Origin of the sequence: Novosphingobium sp. Leaf2, from assembly GCF_001421325.1 — a bacterium.
In the GTDB taxonomy this organism is placed as follows: domain Bacteria; phylum Pseudomonadota; class Alphaproteobacteria; order Sphingomonadales; family Sphingomonadaceae; genus Novosphingobium.
This window is the reverse complement of record NZ_LMJY01000016.1, coordinates 199,560-219,382: the sequence shown is the minus strand read 5'-3', so window position 1 is coordinate 219,382 and position 19,823 is coordinate 199,560. Positions and strand designations below refer to the sequence as shown.

The 19,823-nt window shown below is 66.0% G+C and carries 20 protein-coding genes; 12 read left to right on the top strand and 8 right to left on the bottom strand.

The annotated features are described in order from the left end of the window. The first annotated feature begins 89 nt into the window (after positions 1-89). The 3 genes from ASE49_RS10435 (at position 90) to ASE49_RS10425 (ending at position 2,820) form a co-directional block, all read left to right on the top strand. Positions 90-677 carry an HdeD family acid-resistance protein gene (locus tag ASE49_RS10435; protein ID WP_056771577.1) on the top strand — a complete coding sequence of 196 codons (588 nt, stop codon included), beginning with the start codon at positions 90-92 and terminating at the stop codon, positions 675-677. 98 nt (positions 678-775) lie between these two features. Beyond that, positions 776-1,162: a BlaI/MecI/CopY family transcriptional regulator gene (locus ASE49_RS10430; RefSeq protein WP_156370265.1), complete on the top strand. Its 387-nt coding sequence runs from the start codon at positions 776-778 to the stop codon at positions 1,160-1,162. Next, positions 1,159-2,820 (top strand): M56 family metallopeptidase, encoded by a 1,662-nt coding sequence (locus ASE49_RS10425; RefSeq protein ID WP_056771574.1) that lies wholly within the window; start codon positions 1,159-1,161, stop codon positions 2,818-2,820. The genes ASE49_RS10430 and ASE49_RS10425 overlap by 4 nt, the downstream gene beginning before the upstream one ends. Positions 2,821-2,827: 7 nt before the next feature. Here ASE49_RS10425 and ASE49_RS10420 read toward each other — a convergent pair whose 3' ends face one another. From ASE49_RS10420 to ypfJ, 3 genes are all read right to left on the bottom strand, one after another. Next, a complete protein-coding gene (locus ASE49_RS10420; RefSeq protein WP_235522935.1) occupies positions 2,828-3,622 on the bottom strand; it encodes a hypothetical protein in 795 nt (264 codons plus the stop codon). Then, entirely contained in the window at positions 3,619-4,218 is a 600-nt protein-coding gene (locus ASE49_RS10415) for a hypothetical protein (RefSeq protein ID WP_235522934.1), read from the bottom strand. The genes ASE49_RS10420 and ASE49_RS10415 overlap by 4 nt, the downstream gene beginning before the upstream one ends. Before the next feature lie 95 nt (positions 4,219-4,313). Beyond that, a complete protein-coding gene (gene ypfJ / locus ASE49_RS10410; RefSeq protein ID WP_056771568.1) occupies positions 4,314-5,183 on the bottom strand; it encodes a KPN_02809 family neutral zinc metallopeptidase in 870 nt (289 codons plus the stop codon). 197 nt (positions 5,184-5,380) lie between these two features. Here ypfJ and ASE49_RS10405 point away from each other — a divergent pair, with 197 nt between their 5' ends. The 6 genes from ASE49_RS10405 (at position 5,381) to ASE49_RS10385 (ending at position 11,183) form a co-directional block, all read left to right on the top strand. Continuing rightward, a complete protein-coding gene (locus ASE49_RS10405; RefSeq protein WP_056771566.1) occupies positions 5,381-6,910 on the top strand; it encodes a M28 family peptidase in 1,530 nt (509 codons plus the stop codon). Positions 6,911-7,029: 119 nt separating this feature from the next. Further along, entirely contained in the window at positions 7,030-8,487 is a 1,458-nt protein-coding gene (guaB, locus tag ASE49_RS10400; protein ID WP_056772335.1) for an IMP dehydrogenase, read from the top strand. A gap of 36 nt (positions 8,488-8,523) precedes the next feature. Continuing rightward, positions 8,524-9,696: an RsmB/NOP family class I SAM-dependent RNA methyltransferase gene (locus ASE49_RS10395; protein WP_056771564.1), complete on the top strand. Its 1,173-nt coding sequence runs from the start codon at positions 8,524-8,526 to the stop codon at positions 9,694-9,696. A 49-nt stretch (positions 9,697-9,745) separates the two neighbouring features. Beyond that, positions 9,746-10,258, top strand: a complete 513-nt coding sequence (locus tag ASE49_RS10390) for a tetratricopeptide repeat protein (RefSeq protein ID WP_235522933.1) — start codon at positions 9,746-9,748, stop codon at positions 10,256-10,258. 81 nt (positions 10,259-10,339) lie between these two features. After that, complete coding sequence (locus ASE49_RS18225) at positions 10,340-10,546, top strand: hypothetical protein (RefSeq protein WP_156370263.1); 207 nt, start codon at positions 10,340-10,342, stop codon at positions 10,544-10,546. A gap of 10 nt (positions 10,547-10,556) precedes the next feature. Beyond that, a complete protein-coding gene (locus tag ASE49_RS10385; RefSeq protein ID WP_156370261.1) occupies positions 10,557-11,183 on the top strand; it encodes a hypothetical protein in 627 nt (208 codons plus the stop codon). Between the two features lie 197 nt (positions 11,184-11,380). Here the strand turns inward: ASE49_RS10385 and ASE49_RS10380 are convergent, their stop codons facing one another. Beyond that, positions 11,381-11,863 carry an RNA pyrophosphohydrolase gene (locus tag ASE49_RS10380; protein WP_056771554.1) on the bottom strand — a complete coding sequence of 161 codons (483 nt, stop codon included), beginning with the start codon at positions 11,861-11,863 and terminating at the stop codon, positions 11,381-11,383. Positions 11,864-12,136: 273 nt separating this feature from the next. Between ASE49_RS10380 and ASE49_RS10375 the strand changes: the two genes are divergently transcribed. Beyond that, entirely contained in the window at positions 12,137-13,081 is a 945-nt protein-coding gene (locus ASE49_RS10375) for a metal-dependent hydrolase (protein ID WP_056771551.1), read from the top strand. On the opposite strand, the gene ASE49_RS10370 is transcribed toward ASE49_RS10375, so the two are convergent. Then, positions 13,053-13,763, bottom strand: coding sequence for a phosphatase PAP2 family protein (locus ASE49_RS10370; protein ID WP_056771548.1), 711 nt, complete (start codon positions 13,761-13,763; stop codon positions 13,053-13,055). The two genes, ASE49_RS10375 and ASE49_RS10370, sit on opposite strands and share 29 nt — an antisense overlap. Positions 13,764-13,803: 40 nt before the next feature. On the opposite strand from ASE49_RS10370, the gene ASE49_RS10365 reads away from it, so the two are divergent. Both ASE49_RS10365 and ASE49_RS10360 read left to right on the top strand, forming a co-directional pair. Continuing rightward, on the top strand, positions 13,804-15,171 hold the full coding sequence (locus tag ASE49_RS10365) for a cryptochrome/photolyase family protein (RefSeq protein WP_056771546.1): 1,368 nt from the start codon (positions 13,804-13,806) through the stop codon (positions 15,169-15,171). Between the two features lie 50 nt (positions 15,172-15,221). Continuing rightward, positions 15,222-16,520, top strand: coding sequence for an SAM-dependent methyltransferase (locus ASE49_RS10360; RefSeq protein WP_056771543.1), 1,299 nt, complete (start codon positions 15,222-15,224; stop codon positions 16,518-16,520). A gap of 18 nt (positions 16,521-16,538) precedes the next feature. Here the strand turns inward: ASE49_RS10360 and ASE49_RS10355 are convergent, their stop codons facing one another. From ASE49_RS10355 to purF, 3 genes are all read right to left on the bottom strand, one after another. Next, the gene (locus ASE49_RS10355; RefSeq protein ID WP_056771540.1) at positions 16,539-16,886 is read right to left on the bottom strand and encodes a PilZ domain-containing protein; all 348 of its coding nucleotides are present in this window, start codon (positions 16,884-16,886) and stop codon (positions 16,539-16,541) included. Positions 16,887-16,962: 76 nt separating this feature from the next. Further along, positions 16,963-17,679 carry an SDR family NAD(P)-dependent oxidoreductase gene (locus tag ASE49_RS10350; protein ID WP_056771537.1) on the bottom strand — a complete coding sequence of 239 codons (717 nt, stop codon included), beginning with the start codon at positions 17,677-17,679 and terminating at the stop codon, positions 16,963-16,965. After that, positions 17,676-19,124, bottom strand: a complete 1,449-nt coding sequence (gene purF, locus ASE49_RS10345) for an amidophosphoribosyltransferase (RefSeq protein WP_056771534.1) — start codon at positions 19,122-19,124, stop codon at positions 17,676-17,678. Before purF ends, ASE49_RS10350 begins: the two co-directional genes overlap by 4 nt. Between the last annotated feature and the right edge of the window lie 699 nt (positions 19,125-19,823).

The window sequence follows — 19,823 nt, the reverse complement described above, 5'->3', positions numbered from 1 at the left end:
GGCGCGCCGCCCTTTTTCGTGCGCGCAACCGGCGCGGGCCTTGTGCATTGTTCCGATGAAACCGACCGCTGCCGCACAGGACGCCTTGCATGGAACGCTCTACCATCGACCCGCTGCTCGAACCGCAGGTGGAGGCTGACCCGCTGGTCCGCCAGATGACCCGCGCGCCCGGCAACAGCTGGGGCTGGGTGCTGGGCTACGGCATCCTGCTGCTGGTGGTGGCGCTGGTGGTGCTGGTGAACCCGCTGGTCGCGGGCGTTGCCACCGGCCTGCTGCTAGGCGTCGTGTTGCTGGTGTACGGCGTGGCGGCGATCGCGGCAGGATGGACGTCGCTGTCGACACGCGCGCGGTGGGTGGAGATCCTGCTGGGTGTGCTGGCAGTGGTTGCCGGCATCTTCGCTATCGTTAATCCGGTGGCCGGTGCGCTGTCGCTGGTGTGGGCGATGGGCGCGTGGCTGCTGGTGTCGGGCGGATTCCAGATCGCGTTTGCGCTCAAGGCCCGGCACGATCGCGGCTGGCGTCTGCTGCTGGGCGCTCTTGACGTGGTGCTGGGCCTGGTGCTGCTGTTCGCGATGCCGGCAACCGCGCTGGCGTTTCTGGCGCTAATTGTCGCCATCAGCCTGACCGTGCGCGCGGTATTTCTGATCCAGCTCGGCATGGCGCTCAAGAAAGCCTGACCTGCAGGGCCTTCCGCTGCCGTACAGCGCCCGTTTCATTCATCGAGCGTTCATGTTTACAGACGTAATCGGTTACGTCTGTAAACGAGGACTCTTTAGTGCCGAAACTGCCCGAACAGACCGAGCGGATTTCCGAGGCGGAACAGGCCGTTATGGAAGCCTTGTGGCATCGCAGCCCGTTGACCGCACAGGAAGTGTGCGAGGAAGTGTGTGGCCCGCGCGGATGGACGCTGGCGACCGTCAAGACGCTGCTCTCGCGCCTTGTCACCAAGCAGGCCGTCACCACCGAGCCGGACGGCAAGCGGTTTCTCTATTCCCCGCGCATCGAGCGCGACACGTATGTCGGCGGTGAAAGCCGCCGGCTCGTCGACCGGCTGTTCGGCGGCCGGGCCGCGCCGCTGTTCGCCCATCTGGCGCAGGCCGAAAAACTCTCCGACGACGACATCGCCGAGATCGAAGCCCTGCTCAAGGAGCTGAAGTCATGATCGAATGGCTGACCGATACGCTGGTGTACACCGGCGCGCTGATGGCGCTGGTGCTGGCGGTGCGCCGCCCGGTTTCGCGCTGGTTCGGCGCGGGCGCGGCGTATGCCTTATGGGCGCTGCCGATGATCCGGCTGGTGCTGCCACCGCTCGCGCTACCGCGCGGGCTCTTGCCGCACCTGACCGTCGGGGTGCAGTCGCTGACCGCGTCGGCCGCCGATGTGCCCTCCGTCGAAACCATGCACACGGTTACTGGCGGTGCTGCGCTGCCATCGGCGGTCCCGCTGGCGCACGCTGCCCCACCCGTTACGGATGCGCCCGGCCTGCTGTCGCAGGTTCCCTGGATGAGCGTGGCGCTGACCGTATGGCTAACCGGCGCGCTGCTTTTTCTGGCCTGGCGCTTCGTCACCTATCGCTGGATGCGCCGGGATCTGCTGGCCGATGCGCGGCTGGTAGCGCGGTCCGGCGCCGTGCGCATCGTGGAAACGCGCGCGATCACCGCACCGCTGGCCTTCGGGGTGTTCGACAAGGTGATCGCCTTGCCGTGGAATTTCCTGGCCGAGGCGGACAGTGAAACCTCGGACTTCGTCATCACCCACGAGATGGAGCATCACAATGGCAGCGATCTGCTGGCGCTGATCGTGATGCAGCCGCTGTTTGCGCTGCACTGGTTCAATCCCTTGGGCTGGGCGGCATGGCGGGCGGTGCGCGCGGATCAGGAATCGTTCTGCGATGCGCGCGTGATGGCGGGACGCACCCGCGCCGAGCGCGCCAGCTACGGCCAGTTGATCGCATCGATGGCCGGCGGCACCCGGCTGGGCCTGGCGGCACCCATGGCCGGACCGCTGTCCGGCGCAAAACCGATCGTGCAACGCCTGAAGGCGCTGTCCGCGCATGATATCACGCCCGCACGGCGCGTGCTGGGGCGCAGCCTGTTCGCACTGGCCATCGTCGCCGTGCCGGCCACCGCCACGATCAGCTATGCCGCGATGGATGATGCCGGCGGCGTGCAGGTTCGCCCTACCGCCCCGGCGGTGCCAGCGCCGCGTGCGTATCGGGCGGTGCCGCAGGACGAGGCACCGATGGCCGACGTGCCGGACGTATCCGATGCCAGCGATCCTGTTGAGTCAGACGGGCGCGCCCCGCCGATGGACAGCAGTTATTCCGCAGCGCCTGTCGCCCCGCTTCCGCCCATGCCGCCACTCGCCCCGCTCACGACCGTTCCACCGATGCCGCCTGTGCCGCCTGTTGCGCCAACTGCCGCTGCATTGCGTGCCAGCGCGGAACGGGCCGCGTATGGCGCCAGAATGGCAGCGCGGGCACAGGCGCGCACGCCGCAAGTGCAGGACACTACGTCTGCCGACGGTACGCTGCGCACGATCCGCATCGTCCAACGCGAAGGCGGATCGGTGACGGCGCGAACGATGGTGCTGGATTCGCGCTGCCCGGCGGACAGATCGCCACCGCCCAGAAATGCGAACACGCGGGTGATTTGCACCGGGGAGCCCGAAGCGGCCAAACATGCCGCGCTGGATGCGCTGGGCGCCGCCCGGAATTCCATTGCCGCCAACACGGCCCTGGATGCGCATATCAAGGCGCAGACGCTGGCCGAACTCGACAGTGAAATCGCCGACGCCCGGCGCGAGGCTGCTGGTAGCTGACCTCGCGTCAGGCCGGGCGCAGCGCGGCGGATGCGATGTGCCAGCCTTGCGACAAGCCCATGCCCCGGTTGACCTGCCGCAGCGTGTAGGTACCGGCGAAGCGCTGACGGGTGCCATCGGTGCGTTGCGCATCGATCTTGACCGGCACCGTCACGTACAGCGAACCCGCCGCACCCTCGACCGGCGATACGGCACCGACTGTCACGTTCGTGCGCACTGTCTGCGCGAAACCGGCGGAGAATTGTGGCAGGGTCTTGCCGCTGGCCCCACCGTTCGGTCCCCACAATTCGTAGGCGGATGCGTAGTCATGCGCGTTGATGGCGGCATAATAGCGCTGGACCATGTCGGCGGCAGCGGCCCGACTGGTTGGCTCATAGCGGCACTGCGCGGTGTTTTTGGCATCGTCACCGATGAGCGCGCAACTGCGGGCGATCTCGTTGCGGATCATCGCGCAGGAATTGGCGGCGTTGCATGGTGGATGCGTGGCGGGAGACACCGCCACGCATTGCGACACCAGCGCCGCAGCGGCGGATTCGCCGATGTCGGACGAGCAGGCGATGGGCGCGGAGGCTGCGGGGACAGGCGCAGTGTCTGCTTGCGGCGGCGCACTGGCAAGGGTCTGGTCAGCCGGCACAGGGGCTTGCGACGCATTGCTCTGGATCGGCGCTTGCGAAGAACTTGACGATGCGCCCGCGATGCCCGCCTTGGCGGTGGTGGGCGACGCAGCCGGGTCGCCTTGTCCACAACCGGTTACCATCAGCGCCAGCGCGATGCCGGCGCTGCGCACGTATGACGCGGTCACGGCTGGGGGCTGGTCTGCTTGACGTCAGGCTCGGACTTGAACGCCAGTTCGCCATTATGCCCGGCGCCTTTGGCATCCCCCTTTTCCAGCTTTTCAAGCCGCGCCTGAACGACGCTGGCCGGGGCCGGGGCGGCGGGATAGCGGCACCCCTTCGCCTCGCCCACGCCCTTCAAAAAGCCGCGACGGGTGAGGCCCGCCTGGATCGCGGCGTTGACCTTGCGGTCCTGCGCGTTGGCGCCGGACACTTCGCGGATCAGGCCGCGAAACGGGATCAGCGAGGCGACGACCCACTTGCCCACGCGTCCGGCGCTGATCCGCTCGCGCTCGGCGGCGGGCAGGTCGATATCGGGGCCAAGCACCTCGTCCAGTTGCTGGATCGCGCCTGCCAGCTGGCGGCACTTGCCCAGATTCGCGAGTGAATAGGGGTGGTCTGTCGCCCGAATCAGCAAGGCCGGGATTTCCTTGTCCCGTCCGACGTTCAGATCGGTCATGGGCGTCTTGGCGATGTCTACCGCGTTCGGGTCCCGGTCGGTGATCGGTTTGTCCTGCGCCAGTGCCGGCGCGGCGATCAACGCCACGGCGCCCCAAACAGCCATTGCCCCCAAAGCCTTGCGGCGCATCGTCGTTCTCCCTGCAGGTCCATGTGAAACCGTGCCCGCTGTCGCCAGCCGCCTCAAAGGGCACCTTTCATTCAGCTGAACGTATCGCAGGCATCCTCGTTCCCGCTGTCGAGCCCGCGCTTGAGCCAGCTGACGCGCTCGGCGCTGGAGCCGTGGGTGAAGCTTTCGCGGTTCACTGCCTCGCCCGCGTTCTTCATCAAGGTATCGTCACCGATGGCGCTGGCAGCGGTCAAGCCTTCCTCCATGTCGCCCGGCTCGATCAGGTTGCGGTTCTTGCCTGCCCATACGCCGGCATAGCAATCGGCCTGCAGCTCCATCTTCACCTGCAGCGCGTTGGCCTGCGAGGGATTTTGCTGCTGGGCCTGCCGCACTTGCGCGTCAACGCCGGTCAGGTGCTGGACATGGTGCCCGTATTCATGCGCGATCACGTAATACCGGGCGAAATCGCCCTTGGCGCCAAGCTGCTTGTCCAGCTGGTCGTAAAAGCTGGTGTCGATGTAGATGCCCTGGTCCGCCGGGCAGTAGAACGGCCCCATCGCGCTTTGCGCCGCGCCGCAGCCGCTGTTGGTACCGCCGGAATAGAACGTCAGCGTGGGCTGCTGAAACGCGATGCCCGCCTTCTGAAATTGCGGCTGCCAGGTCTTGTTGAGAGAGCTGAGGGCGTTGCACGATTCCAGCGCATAGGCGTTGGCGCGGCACAGCTGTTCGGCATTCTGCGGCCCTTGCGCCGGGGCGGTAACCGGCGCCTGCTGCGTTTGCACGCCTTCCAGCGAGCCGAGCATCTGGCCGGGATCGACCCCGAACACCAGCGCCCCGATCAGCACGATCACCAGCCCGCCGCAGCCCAGTTTGCCGCCGCCGCCGAACGGAAACCCGCCGCCTCCGCCGCTGCCGCCCTGCGTAACCCGGATATTGTCGGGGTCGAAATCGTCTAGCCGCATCGCGGTATCCCTCCCTGTTGCGCGAAAGCGCCGTGTGCCCTGCCGCGATCAATGCGCCAAGCCGGCGCGTGTTCCGGCAAGGGCACAGTGTGGCTGTGCTGCGCCAGATCGGGAGCGATCGGCAAAAACGGTATGATCGGAGCGATAAGCGAAGAATTCCAATTGCGAGCGCAAGCGCGTCGTATAGGTGTCAAACCATGCAGGCGGGCGTTTGGGCAACACGGGCAAGGATGATCGGGGCGGCGGTGCTGTGCGCCATGCTGGCCGTTCCCGCGATCCCGGCCGGAGCCATCAGCCGTGCCGACCGCGATCTGGAACAGCAGTTGCGCCAGCATATCGAGGTGCTGGCGAGCGACGCCTTCGATGGCCGCAAGCCGGGGACGGACGGCGAGGCCAGGACCTTGCGGTATCTGGCGCGTCAGTGGTTCGACATCGGGCTGGTGTCCGGCACCAACGATCCCGGCAACGAGTGGTTTGCCCCCGTGAACATCGTCGCGCGCGAACCGGCGCAAGGCTCCGCGCAGTTCACGCGGCGCGGGCAGCGGATGCTGGTGGCGCCGGGCGATGTGCTGGTGCTGACTTCGGGGAAGCGCAGCATGGTGCGCAATGCCCCGCTGCTGTTCGTGGGCAAGGCGCGCCGTCAGGATTTCAGCCGCACCGAACTGGCGGGCCGGGTGGCCGTGGTGCTGGATGGCGATACGCCTGACAGCGCGCGCCAGAACGATCTGCTGACCCAAGGCGCGTCCGCTGTGCTAACCGTGCTGGACGGGCCGCGCACGCTGGAGGACGTGGTGCGCAAGCGCCGCCGGGCGGGCTATGCCTTGTCCGAGGATTCGCTTGGCGGCGATCTTGAGGCGTTCATCGGGCGCGCTACGATGGAAACGTTGCTGAAGGGCACCGGGCAGACCCTGGCGTCGCTGGAAGACGCCGCTGCGCAAGTCGATTTTACGCCGATCGTGCTGGACGTGAACGCCACGCTGGAGGCGACGACCCACGAAACCACGATCCGCACGCACAATCTGATCGGCAAGCTGCCGGGCCGCAACCGTCAGGCCGGCGCGGTGCTGTTCGTTGCGCACTGGGATCATTTCGGGGAGTGCGGGCAGGCCCCAGCCGCCGAAGTGATCTGTCATGGCGCGGTTGACAACGCCAGCGGCGTGGCGGCGCTGACCGAAGTGGCGCGCCGCTTGTCACGCGGTCCGCAGATGGACCGCGACGTGTATTTCCTGGCCACCACCGCAGAAGAACTCGGCCTGCTGGGCGCGCATGCCTTTGCCGACAATCCGCCGCTCCCGCCCGAGCGGATCGTCGCCGCGTTCAACATCGATTCGGTCGCCATCGCGCCTGCCGGCACGCCGATCGCCATTGTCGGGCGGGGGCTGACCGGGCTGGACAAGGACATTACCCGCGTTGCCCGGCAGAACGGTTTCCGCATGGCGCAGGACGGCGACGCGCAGGACTATGTGAAGCGCCAGGACGGCTGGGCGCTGCTGCAGCACGATATTCCCACGGTAATGGTCACCACCGCCTATGGCGACATGGGGCGCATGCGCGCGTTCTTCGCCGGCCCGTATCACAAGCCGGCAGACGATCTGGCCCAGCCGATGGAACTGGGCGGCGCAGCGGATGACGTGCGCCTGCTCACCGCGCTGGGGCGCTGGTTCGCCGATACCCGCGCGGTGCCGGTTGCGGCGAAATCCGCGCGCAAATCCACGGTGCCCCGCTGAGCGCTCCGGGCGTCTACCAGCCTCATATGAAATTGATGCACATCAGGCCCTAGCCCTTGCGGCCCCCTTTGATTACATGGGCCGCCACGAATCTCCCCTTGAAGGCATCGGTGGCGCACATGGACATCCAACTCGGACTCACTTTCGACGACGTCCTCCTGCGCCCGGCGAAGTCCGATATCGTGCCCACGCAGGCCGACACCTCCTCGATGCTCACCCGCTCGATCCGGCTGAACATCCCGGTCATATCCTCGGCGATGGATACCGTCACCGAAGCGGACATGGCGATCGTCATGGCGCAGATGGGCGGCATCGGCGTGCTGCACCGCAACCTCACGATCGAGGAGCAGGTGGCCGCCGTGCGGCAGGTCAAGCGCTTCGAAAGCGGCATGGTCGTCAATCCCATCACCATTTCGCCTGACGCCACGCTGGGCGAGGCCCGGGCGCTGATGATGGCCAACAAGATCAGCGGCATCCCGGTGGTTGAGGCGTCCGGCAAGCTGGTGGGCATCCTCACCAACCGCGACGTGCGCTTTGCCGACAATGCCGCCCAGCCGGTGCGCGAACTGATGACACACGAAGATCTGGCCACGGTGAAGGTCGGCGTCGGGTCTGACGAGGCGCGCCGCCTGCTGCACCAGCGGCGCATCGAAAAGCTGCTGGTGGTGGACAACAGCTTCCGCTGCGTGGGCCTGATCACCGTCAAGGACATCGAAAAGGCCGTCACCTACCCCAATGCCACCAAGGACGAAGCCGGGCGCCTGCGCGTTGCGGCGGCGACCACGGTGGGCGACAAGGGGTTCGAGCGTACCGAGGCGCTGCTGGCTGCCGAATGCGACGTGGTGGTGATCGATACCGCCCACGGCCACAACCGCGATGTCGCGCTGGCGGTGGAGCGGGTGAAGAAGCTGTCCAACTCCGCCCAGGTGGTGGCGGGCAACATCGCCACGGCAGAGGCGGCGCGTGCGCTGATCGATGCCGGCGCGGATTGCTTGAAGGTGGGCATCGGGCCCGGCTCCATCTGCACCACGCGCATCGTTGCCGGCGTTGGCGTGCCGCAGCTCACCGCCGTGATGGAAGCGGCAGAGGAAGCGGAAAAATCCGGCATTCCGGTGATCGCCGATGGCGGCCTGCGCACTTCGGGCGATGCGGCCAAGGCGCTGGCCGCCGGGGCCTCCACCATCATGGTCGGCTCTATGCTGGCCGGCACCGAGGAAGCGCCGGGCGAAACGTTCCTGTATCAGGGCCGGGCCTACAAGTCGTACCGGGGCATGGGCTCGGTCGGCGCGATGGGTCGCGGGTCGGCAGACCGCTATTTCCAGGGTGACATCAAGGACCAGATGAAGCTGGTGCCTGAAGGCATCGAAGGCCAGGTGGCATACAAGGGCCCGGCCAAGGACGTGATCCACCAGCTGGTCGGCGGCATCAAGGCGGCGATGGGCTACACCGGCTCGCCCACGATCGAGGATCTGCGCAAGAACTCGAAGTTCATCCGCATCACCGGCGCAGGCCTGCGCGAAAGCCATGTTCACGACGTGACGATCACGCGCGAGGCGCCGAACTATCCTACACGCTAAGCGCTTGGGCTGGCCTGCGGCAAAGGCGCCCGCACGATGACGCCGGCTGCGCGCGTGCAGGCTGCGATCGAGGTACTGGACCTCATCATCGCGGCTGCGCGCACCAACGGCGCGCCCGCCGATCGCCTGATTGCCGACTGGTTCCGCACCCGCCGCTGGGCGGGCAGCTCGGATCGCCGGGCGGTGCGCGAACTGGCCTACCGCGCAATCCGCGCCTGCGGGGAAATCCCGGAAAGCGGCCGCGCCGCGATGCTCCGGGTCGCGGCGGACGATGCCGATTTGGCCGCCTTGTTCGATGGTTCGCGCCACGCGCCTGCGCCCATTGCCTCGGACGAGACGGTTGCGTCAGGCGGCATCGCGCCGCGCTGGCTGATGGCGCGTCTGGCCGATAGCGGCATCGACGACACCCAGGCCGCCGCACTGCTGGACCGCGCGCCTTTGGACGTGCGCGTGAACACGCTCAAGGCGGCGAACGTGGAACTGCCGGAGGGGGGCGAGCGCACGGTCGCTGCGCACGGATGGCGGTTCGCACCCGAAACCCGCATCGAACAGTGCGCCGCCTATGCCGCTGGCGCGATCGAGGTGCAGGATACCGGCTCGCAGCTGACATGCGAGGCATTGCACGCGCAGCCGGGCGAAACCGTGATCGATTTGTGCGCCGGGGCCGGCGGCAAGACGCTGGCGCTGGCCGCCGCGATGGGCAACCGGGGCACGCTTATCGCCAGTGATGCGGACCGCGCGCGGCTTTCCCGGTTGCCGCCGCGCGCGCAGCGTGCCGGGGCCACCATCATCGAGACCGTGCTGCTCGATGCCAACCGCGAGAGGGAGGCGCTTGCCCGCTTCACAGGCAAGGCGGATGCCGTGCTGGTCGATGCGCCGTGTTCGGGCACCGGCACCTGGCGGCGCAACCCCGAAGCGCGCTGGCGGCTGACCGGGCCGATCCTCGATCGCTACGTCGCCATCCAGTCCCGCCTGCTGGACATTGCTGCATCGCTGGTGCGGCCCGGCGGGCGGCTGGTGTTCGTCACCTGCTCGCTGCTGGACGAAGAGGGCGCAGGCCAGGCCGATGCGTTTCTGGCGCGCCACCCGGATTTCCGCGCGCAGGCGCCCGCGCTGCCTGCCGGGATCCCGCGCGGGCCGGGCTGGCGGCTGTCTCCGCATCACGATGGAACGGACGGATTTTTCGTCGCGCGGTTCAATCGGCTGTGATAGCGTTACCGGCATGATGAGGACGAAGACCTCGGCCAAGGACCTGTTGATGCGTTATACGCCTGTTGCCGTTGCCCTTTCCCTTTTTGCCGCCACGTCTTCCAGTGTCCTGCTTTCGCAACCGCCCGAACAGCTTGATCCGCGCACCGTCGCGCTGCTGGAGCAGGGCCGCGCGGCGCAATCGGCGGGCAACCTGAACGCCGCGATCGACGCGTACGAATCCGCGCTGACGGTCGATCCCGGCAGCGTTACCGTGGTGCTCGCGCTGGCCGACGCTACGCGGCGCGAAGGGCTGCAGGGCAAGGCGCTGCATTACTATCGCGTCGCCCTTGCCAGTGATCCGCGCAACCTGGCGGCTGTGACGGGCGAAGGCCTGGCACTGGCCGAAAAGGGCGCGACCGAAAAGGCCGGCCGCAGCCTGGCGCGGCTGGAATCGCTATGCGGCAAGGACTGCGCCGAAACGCGCACCCTGGCCAGCGCCATCGCCGCCCGCCCGGCCCCCCGCGTTGCCACCGCAGAAGCCCCGCCGCAACAGCCCAAGCCGGCAACGTCGGAAAACTGATACACGGCGATTGGGTTTGGGTGCGCGGGTCGGTCAGGCAGGGCTGGACGGGCGGCAGAAACGGGTTTGCCCAAGGGTTCCGTGAGCGGCGCTTTTGGCGGGGAGCGGCTCGGCGGCGTTCGAGACATCACCACGGAAAAGCCGACACCGGATGCCAGCGTAAAAACGCATCAGATTTTTGCATCGGCGGATAACGCAATTTTCCGTCGTTCATTGGTCGATGCGAAACCTGTGAATTTTGCATCATGGACGCGAAAAGTTCGTGGAAAGCAGGCGTTGCTGCGGTAGCAATGTCTGCATGAGCGACACGCACAGCAGGATCATCGCTGCCGCTGCGAAAACCGAGCTAGCTTCGCTCGGTTTTCGTCAGAAGGGTCAATCTCGACTGTGGCTTGCAGATCGTGGCTCGTGGCTCAACGTGGTGGAGTTTACGCCAAGCAGATGGTCCAAGAGCGTATCTCTAATGAACGCGGCTCACTGGCTCTGGGTGGATGCTGGTTTCATGAGCTTCAATGAGGCCGTCTCATCGAACTGCTATGCGGAGTTTGAGACCGAAGACCAGTTTAGAAGCGCGGCCGGCGAGATCGCCAAGACAGCGCGCGCAAATGCCCTGGCGATGGATGAGCAGTTTGCATCCTTCGAGATGATCGCCGATTTCGTCATCGAACGTGCCCGAAGTAGCCCTGAGAGGATGGCACCCAGCTGGTGGGGTTACGAAGCCGGAATCGCCTCGGGACTGATCGGCAGCTTCGAAGAAGCAGGCACCTTCCTGCATGGCCTGACTGATGACAGGGTCACCGGACGTGCCGCGCCTCTGTTGGCGCTCATTGCCAATCCCGAGGGATTCAGGGGCAAGGTGAACGATGTCGTTGCGCAAGAGCGTACAAGACTGAAGCTCAAGGCGCTGGCGCGTCCAGCGTTCTGACGCCCGTAAATTGCCGTCAGCCAATCGTCGCTGCCTGATGCAAAACTTTTGATTTTTGCATCACGAATAGCAAGTTTTGGGAGTGCTGAGTCCGGTGTGGAACGACCGGCTACGGGGTGTGAACGGAGAGTTTGTTCGGGGCTTAAGGTGCCGCACGACAGATACCTTCTACCCAAACCAAATTCTCCCTGCTGCGCTCAAATCAAAGCGCGGAATTCTTCCAGAACGGCGCGGTAGACGCGTTTCTTGAAGGGGACGATCAGCTCGGGCAGCAGTTCCGCCTCGATCCATTTCCAGTCGCAGAACTCCGCCGGCTTGTGCGCGTCCAGTCGCACATCGTCGTCCGAGCCATCGAACCGGGCGAGGAACCAGGTCTGGCGCTGGCCGCGGTATTTGCCCTTCCACAGCTTGCCAACCAGTTCCTCCGGCAGGTCGTAAAGCAGTTCCTCGCGCGTTTGCGACAGCAGCTTGACGTGCTTTTCGGTGACGCCGGTTTCCTCCCACAATTCGCGCAGCGCGGCGTCGCGCAGGTCTTCGCCTTTGTCCACGCCGCCTTGGGGCATCTGCCACCAGTCCCCCTCCCGCGTGTCGATACGCTTGCCTACGAACACCTTGCCGTCAGCATTGACCAGCATCACGCCCACGCACGGGCGATAAGGCAGGGACGTAAAATCGTTCATCGGTTCGTGAGTGTCCAGGTTGCGGGGACGGTCGCTGGTGCGACTCGCCCCGGGCGTCGTTCATGGCCCCGGTTTTAGCGGGCGGGCTTTCGGCTCCACAACAACGAAGCGCGTTTGGAGGGGCAGGTAGCAGGTCTTTCGCAGGAGAGCGTTAACGTTGCGACGGACGGAAGCGATTTCGGCGGACGGCCCGGATCGCCGTTCTGGCTGTATTGCCGCTTGCGTTGCGCGTGGCCGCTGGCGATAGGCGCGGCATGACGATCGCTGTATCCCATGGATAACATCACGCACAGCCTGGTGGGCTGGGCGCTGGCCGAAACCGGCCTGAAGCGCCGCACCCGCAAAGGGCTGGCGGCCTGCGTGCTGGCCGCCAACATGCCGGACATCGACGTGTTCTTCGGCTGGTCGCCGTGGGCGCCGCTGGCGATGCATCGCGGCTTTACGCATGGCCTTGTCGGCGGGGTGCTGCTGATGCCGCCGCTGCTGGCCGCGTTGCTGTGGCTGCTGGACCGCTGGCACATGCGGCGCGGGGCGGTGTTCAAAAGCGGGCTGCCGATGCACGCCGGCTGGCTGGTGGCGCTGTGCTATCTGGGCGCGTTGACACATCCGCTGCTCGATCTGCAGAACACCTATGCGGTGCAGCTGTTCTCGCTGGCGAGTGCGCGGTGGTTTCATACCGATGGCCTGTTCATCGTATCGCCCTGGTTGCTGGCGACGCTGGGCGCGGGGATCTGGCAGGCGCGACGGCGGCGTTCGGGCGGGCCGGCGATCGCGGCGCTGGCCGGCGTGATCGCGTTCATTGCGCTCAACATCGGAATTTCGACGCTGGCCTGGAACGCAACGCCTGGCAGGCCCGACCGCGTGTTCGCCGGCCCGGAGCCTCTTGCCTTCTGGCGCCGCGCGATGGTGTGGCGGCAGGACGGACAGATGTTCTGGGGGCGCTATGACCCGCTGCACAGCGCCGCCACCGTAACGCCAACCGGCGCTGGGCGGGCGGACAACATGGCCAACCCCGTTGTCCAGCGAGCCGCGCGCGCTACGCCGCAGGTAGAGAAATTCCTGGCGTGGTCGCAAATGCCGATGGCGCAGGTGGATCCGCGCGGATGCACTGCCACGGTCACCTTTGCCGACGCACGGTATCGCGATGTGCCCACCGCAGGCAGCTTCACCGCTTCGGCCACGGTGCCGCTCAGCCGGCCGGGCTGTCCGGCTCGGTAAGCGTTTCGATCGCGCTGGCGGTGACTTGCGCGGGCCGGTGCAGCAGCGCGCTGGCCAGCAGCGCCCAGCCGGCGCCGCCCAGCCAGCCTGCGGTCACGTCGCTTGGCCAGTGGACGCCCAGCCAAACCCGGCTCCACGCAATGACCAGGGTGAGGAGCGCCGCCACGCCGATCAGCGTATGGCGCACCGACGCGCGCGGGCTCAAGGCCGCGAACGCCAGTGCCATGGCGATATAAACCACGGCGGAATTGAAGCTGTGGCCGCTGGGAAAGCTGTTGCCGCCCGCTTCGGTCAGATGCGGCACGATCTGGGGCCGGGGCCTGGCGACCAGCGCCTTGATCGCGCTGTTGACCAGCCAGCCCGACACGATGGTCAACGCGAAAAGCGCCGCTTCCCGTCGCCGCGCCATGAACACCAGCGCCACCACCGCGCCGATCGCGAACAGGTTGCGCAGTACCACGCCGCCCAGCGCCGTCACATCGCGCACCGCTTCGAGCAGCGCGGTGGAGCCTTTGGGCGCAAGCGTATCGTTGCGCCAGAACAGCAGCCCGGTATCATCCAGAGTTTGCGCGTGACCGGTGTGCACCGCCCACGCCACGATTGCAAAGCCGAGCCAGCACAGCGCCGCAGACACAACGGCGTGGCGCGGGTTGATCCTGAATTCTGGCGGGCGTGGTGTCATCGCTGGGGAACGCGCGTGCACAAAGGACGTTGCGCACCTCATGGATTCTCCCGTCATCGTCTGGCTTCGGCGCGATCTGCGCTTGTCCGATCAACCCGCCTTCGCGCACGCCGCCGGCAAGGGCCCGGTGATCCCGGTCTACATCTGCGACGATGAAACGCCCAAGCACCGGGCGATGGGGGCGGCCTCCCGCTGGTGGCTGCACCATTCGCTCAAAGCGCTGGACACGGAGCTGTGCGCACTGGGATCGCGGCTGATCCTGCGGCGCGGTCGTACCGACGAGGAACTGGCGAAGCTTGCCCGCGAGACCGGAGCCAGCGAAGTTCACGCCGTGCACCATTACGAGCCGTGGTGGCGCAATGCCGAAAAGGCGGTCGGCAAGCGGCTGACGCTGCACCTGCATCACGGCAATTACCTTGCCCCGCCCGGGTCGGTGACAACCGGCAGCGGTGCGCCGTACAAGATCTACACCCCGTTCTGGCGCGCGCTGAAGGAACGGATGCCGCCACCCGCGCCGCATCGCCGCCCCCACAAGCTCGATGCGCCATCCCAGTGGCCAAAGTCGGACGCGCTGGAGGACTGGGGCCTGCTGCCCACCAAGCCGGACTGGGCGGGCGGCATGCGCGATACCTGGCATCCTGGCGAGGAAGGCGCGCATAAGCGCCTGCGTGCCTTTGCAGACAAGGCGTCCGCGTATGAGGCGAAGCGCAATCTGCCCAGCGTCGAGGGCACGTCGATGCTGTCGCCGCACTTGCATTTCGGGGAGATTTCGGCGGCGCAGGCATGGCATGCGGTGGCCGATGCGGGCGGCTCGGTCGATACGTTCTTGGGCGAGCTGGGCTGGCGCGATTATGCGCAGAACGTGATCCTGCAATACCCGGACTATGGCGGCACATCGGCGCGCGATCCGTTTGGCGATTTTCCGTGGCGCACCTCCGCGAAAGACTTCACGGCGTGGCAGCAGGGGCGCACCGGCTATCCCATTGTCGATGCCGGGATGCGGCAGTTGTGGCACACCGGCTGGATGCACAACCGGGTGCGCATGATCGCCGCCAGCTTCCTCATCAAGCACCTGCTGATCGACTGGCGCGCGGGCGAGCGCTGGTTCTGGGATACCCTGGTCGATGCCGATTATGGCAGCAACGCGGTGAACTGGCAGTGGACGGCGGGATCGGGCATCGATTCCAACATGTTCGTGCGGATCATGGCACCGCTAACGCAGTCGGACAAGTTTGACGCCGCAGGGTACATCCGGGAATGGGTGCCCGAACTGAAAGATCTTTCCGACGCGCAAATCCACGATCCCGCGCCAGATTGCCGGCCGGATAGCTATCCCCCCCGGATCATCGAACACCGCGAGGCGCGTGAGCGTGCACTGTCCGCCTATCGCGATGCCAAGGGCGGCTGACACACGTTTGGATGATTGCCCATGACCGGTTTCGAGTCCATATCGTCGCCATGAACGCGCAAGTACCGGGCAGGGGCGGGGAACTCGTAGAAGGTGGCCGTGCGATCGGCGTCGGGCCCCAGTGGCTGGCGCGCTTGTGGTCGGGCGGGGTGCACCGAATGCTCGATCGCATCGATCGCGGGCTGGTGCGCGGCTCCATCCTGGCGACGCTGCCGGGCGGTGAGACCCGGATGCTGGGTGGGCGGCAGCCGGGCTTCGATGCCATCGTCAACCTGCGCAGCTGGCGCGCCCTGCTGCGCCTTGCCACCTCGGGCTCGGTCGGCTGGTATCAGGCGTGGGATGCGGGCGAATGGGAAAGCCCGGACCCGGTGCCGCTGTTCGCCCTGTTCATGGACAACGCGGTGGCGCTCGGCGACGTCGCCCGTTCACGCGGGCCGTGGCGGATGATCACCCGCGCCATCCACGCCATGCGCCGCAACACCCGCTCCGGCGCGCTGCGCAACATCCATGTGCATTACGATCTGGGCAACGATTTCTACGAGCAGTGGCTGGGCGAGACGATGCTGTATTCCAGCGCGATCTACGATGCCCCCACCGATGGGCCCAGCGCGTTCACCCAGTTCGTGACGGAGCTGGACGTGGCCCAGTCGACCAAGGTGGGCGCCATTTTCGATCGCCTGGCGCTGAAACCCGGCGGGCGCGTGCTGGAAATCGGCTGCGGCTGGGGCACCCTGGCAGCCTTCATCGCCAGCAGCGCCGATGCGCATGTCGACGCGATCAGTTTGTCCGACGAACAGCTTGCCTATGCGCAAACCCGCTGGTCCACGCGCGATGCCGGTGGCGTGGCGTTCCTCAAACGCGATTACCGCGACGTTCAGGGCCAGTACGATGCCATCGCGTCGGTGGAGATGGTGGAGGCGGTTGGCCGGGCTTACTGGCCCGATTTCCTGGATTGCATCGCCCGCAACCTTAAGCCCGGTGGACGGGCGGCCTTGCAGCTGATCACGATGCCCGATGCGATCTTCGAGCAGTATGCCCGCAGCGCCGACTTCATCCAGACTTTCGTGTTCCCCGGCGGGATGCTGATCAAGGAAAGCGAATTTGCCGCACTGGCCGGCGAGCGCGGCCTGGCGTGGGAAGACCGCGTCGGCTTCGGGCAGCATTATGCCCGCACCTTGCGCGCATGGCGGGTGAACTTCGACCTTGCGGTGGAGGAAGGGCGATTGCCGGCAGGGTTCGACGAGCGGTTCGTGCGCCTGTGGCGGTACTACCTGATGTATTGCGAGGGCGGTTTTCTGGGCGGCGGGATCGATGTTGCGCAAGTCACGCTGGTTAAAGCCCCGGCGTAAACCATGCCCCACTGAAACTCAGCGCGCGCCGCGCCGGTCGCTGGCCCACCGTGTTATCACGGCATCCAGTTCGTCAGGCTCCAGCAGGCGTTCGAACGCGCAGCCCACCAGCCCGTTATCCCACCACACCACTTTGGCCTGTAGCGCCTCTTCGCGGCCCGGCAGGGTGAGCCAGCACAAAGTGCGCGGCGCGATCTGGCTCATCGCGGTGGCGGAAAACCCGGACAGGGAGAGATCGCGCACGGCAGTCTGCAGGCTTTTCGAGCCTGAGGGCCGCAGCGTGGCAGGGATCGATATGCGATTGCGCACGGCGCTGCGATCTTCCTGCGCCGCTGCCGCGTAGCGTTCCTGCTGCGTATCTACCATGGGCACCTCTTCCGCGTTATGACGTTAGCAAACGCCTGCTTGGGGCAAAGTGTCCCGCTTCGGAGTTATTTCCAGGTTACGGCAGTTGGTTAACAGTTTCCCGGTGCCCGGTTTCGAAGCTTTCGCCCAGCAGCGCGGCCAGCCGATCCGCCACCACTTCGGGCGGCTTGACCGAGGCGGGCGGCTCACCCGGATAAGCGCGGGCGCGCATCGCGGTGCGGGTGGCGCCGGGATTGACGATGGCGACCCGGATCTTTGCGATGTTGCGGGTTTCCTGCGCGTAGCAGTCCAGCAGCACTTCGAATGCGGCCTTGGTGGCGCCATACGCCCCCCAGAACGCGCGGGGCGACTGGGCGACCGTGGTGGTCATGCCGATCACGCGGGCATCGGGGCTTTTCTTCAGCAAGCCGTCGAAATTGGCGATCAGGGCCTGCGTTGCCAGCACGTTGGTGGTCAGCGCCTTGTTGAACACGCGCTGGTCGATATCGGCAATGCTGGTCAGCTCGGGCAGGATCGCCGCGTTGATGACCAGGATGTCCAGCTTGTCCCAGCGCTGCTGGATGGCGGTGGCGAGCCGGGCGATCCCATCGGGCTCCACCAGATCGACCGGCGCGATGGTGGCCGCGCCGCCGGCCTGGAAGATTGCTTCCTCCACCGCTTCCAGCGCCTTGGTATCACGCCCGGTGAGCACCACGTGGGCGCCCTTGGCCGCGAGCGCCATCGCTGTCGCCGCGCCGATACCCCGGCTGGCGCCGGTGACGAGCGCGACTTGTCCTTCGAACGCTCCGCTCATGCCGCGTTGAGCTTGACCGGGAAGCGATCGGTGAAGTCGGTCAGCTTGGTGGGATAATCGCCGGTGAAGCACGCATCGCAGAACTGCGGGCAGGTCTTGCGGCGGCTTTCCTCGCCCACCGCGCGATACAGACCATCGATCGAAACGAACGCCAGACTGTCAGCCTGGATGAACTCGGCCATCGCCTCGCAGTCCATCGTTGCGGCCAGCAGCTTCGACCGCTCGGGCGTATCGACGCCGTAGAAGCACGAATGTTCGGTCGGCGGGCTGGCGATGCGCATGTGCACTTCGGCAGCGCCCGCATCGCGCATCATCTCGACGATCTTTTTCGACGTGGTGCCACGCACGATCGAATCGTCGATGAGGACGATGCGCTTGCCTTCCACGACCGCGCGGTTGGCGTTGTGCTTGCGCTTGACGTCTGCATGGCGCGCCGCATCGCCGGGCTGGATGAAGGTGCGGCCCACATAGTGCGAGCGGATGATGCCCAGTTCGAACGGGATGCCGGACTGCTGGGCATAGCCGATCGCCGCTGGCACGCCGCTGTCCGGCACCGGGATCACCACGTCGGCATCGGCATGGGCTTCACGCGCCAGTTCGACGCCGATCTGCTTACGCACCTGATAGACCGAGCGGCCGTCCATCACCGAATCGGGCCGGGAGAAATAGACATGCTCGAAAATGCAGGGGCGCGGAGCCGGGCTGCCGAACGGGCGGTGGCTGGAAATGATGCCCTTGTGATCGACCTGCACCAGTTCGCCCGGCTCGATCGTGCGGATGAATTCCGCCCCCACGATGTCCAGCGCAACCGTTTCGCTGGCGAACACGATGGCATCGCCGATGCGGCCCATCACCAGCGGGCGGATGCCCAGCGGATCGCGGCACACCATCATGCCTTCACGGGTCATGCAGATCAGCGAGTACGCGCCTTCGACCATGCGCAGGGCATCGACGAAGCGATCCAGCATCGTGGGATAGCGGCTGGTGGCGACGAGGTGGATGATCACTTCGGTGTCGGACGTGGACTGAAAGATCGAGCCCTTCGACACCAGATCACGCTTGAGCGTCATCGCGTTCGAGATATTGCCGTTGTGGGCGATGGAAAACCCGCCATCAGCCAGGTCGGCGAACAGCGGCTGCACGTTGCGCAGGCCAGAGCCGCCGGTGGTGGCATAACGCACATGGCCCGACGCCATGAGGCCGGGCAGGGTGTCCAGTTCCTTGGGGCGGAACACTTGCGCCACGTGGCCAAGGCCGCGGTGGGAATGGAATTCGGAGCCCGAGAAGCTGGTGATGCCCACCGCCTCCTGCCCGCGATGCTGCAGCGAATGGAGACCGGCCGCCGTGATCGCCGCCGCTTCCTTGGCACCGATCACGCCGAAAATACCGCACTCTTCGTGCAGCTTGTCCCCATCGGAATCGCGAAAGGGGTGTGTCATGTTCATGGTTTCGTCCAGCCCGCTGCCGCGTCAAAACGCATCGGGCCTTTGGCTGCGATTGCGTGGAAAAGCAAGGGGCAAGGGTGGTGCTGTGCGATGGATGGAAGCGTCCATAAAATTTACAGCGCTGGCGTGACGTATCGATGACGGCGGTGGAGGCCAAAGGGTCGATGCAGCGCATGGACAGCGCGTCTTGGCTGGAACCGGAAAAAAGTGATGGATCAAAGCTGTGCAATATCCGCGCACGCCGCTTCGCTGCTGCAAGGATACCGCGTTCACAGCGCGAAGCGCGTTCGCATGCGGATCGACGCCCGCCCGTGAATGCGGGTGCGCCTCATTTTTGCAATCGACTTGCAATAATCTTGCATGATATGTGCGATAGTGATCATAGCCAATAGCTAGACAGCAACTCACAACTTCGCTTTTGTGCATGCGCTTTTATGCATGCTGGGGACATTCACGTGCGCCTTTTGACCGTCCAGCCGCTTCTGTGCCGAATCAACCGGCACGCACCCCGCCGCCGGGAGGTGAAGTGGGACGGAATTTCCTTCGTGGGGCAATGCACCTGCTGCGCGGCGCCAGTGTACCGCGTCGCGCATAATCACTGGCGCGATGTGAAGGATCGGCCCGTAAAATGATGCCTGCGCTGCGCAGGCGCTGCCTGGCCTGTCGCTCGGTTGACCGGTCAGCTGCCCGCTGACGCAA

Bases quoted from the DNA above. Each gene is read 5' to 3' on its own strand.
- ASE49_RS10370 (WP_056771548.1), bottom strand. From the start codon at position 13,763: ATGACACCACGCCCGCCAGAATTCAGGATCAACCCGCGCCACGCCGTT.
- ASE49_RS10395 (WP_056771564.1), top strand. From the start codon at position 8,524: ATGACGCCGGCTGCGCGCGTGCAGGCTGCGATCGAGGTACTGGACCTC.
- ASE49_RS10390 (WP_235522933.1), top strand. From the start codon at position 9,746: ATGCGTTATACGCCTGTTGCCGTTGCCCTTTCCCTTTTTGCCGCCACG.
- ASE49_RS10375 (WP_056771551.1), top strand. From the start codon at position 12,137: ATGGATAACATCACGCACAGCCTGGTGGGCTGGGCGCTGGCCGAAACC.
- guaB (WP_056772335.1), top strand. From the start codon at position 7,030: ATGGACATCCAACTCGGACTCACTTTCGACGACGTCCTCCTGCGCCCG.
- ASE49_RS10355 (WP_056771540.1), bottom strand. From the start codon at position 16,886: ATGGTAGATACGCAGCAGGAACGCTACGCGGCAGCGGCGCAGGAAGAT.
- ASE49_RS10415 (WP_235522934.1), bottom strand. From the start codon at position 4,218: ATGGCTGTTTGGGGCGCCGTGGCGTTGATCGCCGCGCCGGCACTGGCG.
- ASE49_RS10380 (WP_056771554.1), bottom strand. From the start codon at position 11,863: ATGAACGATTTTACGTCCCTGCCTTATCGCCCGTGCGTGGGCGTGATG.
- ASE49_RS10365 (WP_056771546.1), top strand. From the start codon at position 13,804: ATGGATTCTCCCGTCATCGTCTGGCTTCGGCGCGATCTGCGCTTGTCC.
- ypfJ (WP_056771568.1), bottom strand. From the start codon at position 5,183: ATGCGGCTAGACGATTTCGACCCCGACAATATCCGGGTTACGCAGGGC.
- purF (WP_056771534.1), bottom strand. From the start codon at position 19,124: ATGAACATGACACACCCCTTTCGCGATTCCGATGGGGACAAGCTGCAC.
- ASE49_RS10360 (WP_056771543.1), top strand. From the start codon at position 15,222: ATGAACGCGCAAGTACCGGGCAGGGGCGGGGAACTCGTAGAAGGTGGC.
- ASE49_RS10435 (WP_056771577.1), top strand. From the start codon at position 90: ATGGAACGCTCTACCATCGACCCGCTGCTCGAACCGCAGGTGGAGGCT.
- ASE49_RS10350 (WP_056771537.1), bottom strand. From the start codon at position 17,679: ATGAGCGGAGCGTTCGAAGGACAAGTCGCGCTCGTCACCGGCGCCAGC.
- ASE49_RS10385 (WP_156370261.1), top strand. From the start codon at position 10,557: ATGAGCGACACGCACAGCAGGATCATCGCTGCCGCTGCGAAAACCGAG.
- ASE49_RS10425 (WP_056771574.1), top strand. From the start codon at position 1,159: ATGATCGAATGGCTGACCGATACGCTGGTGTACACCGGCGCGCTGATG.
- ASE49_RS10405 (WP_056771566.1), top strand. From the start codon at position 5,381: ATGCAGGCGGGCGTTTGGGCAACACGGGCAAGGATGATCGGGGCGGCG.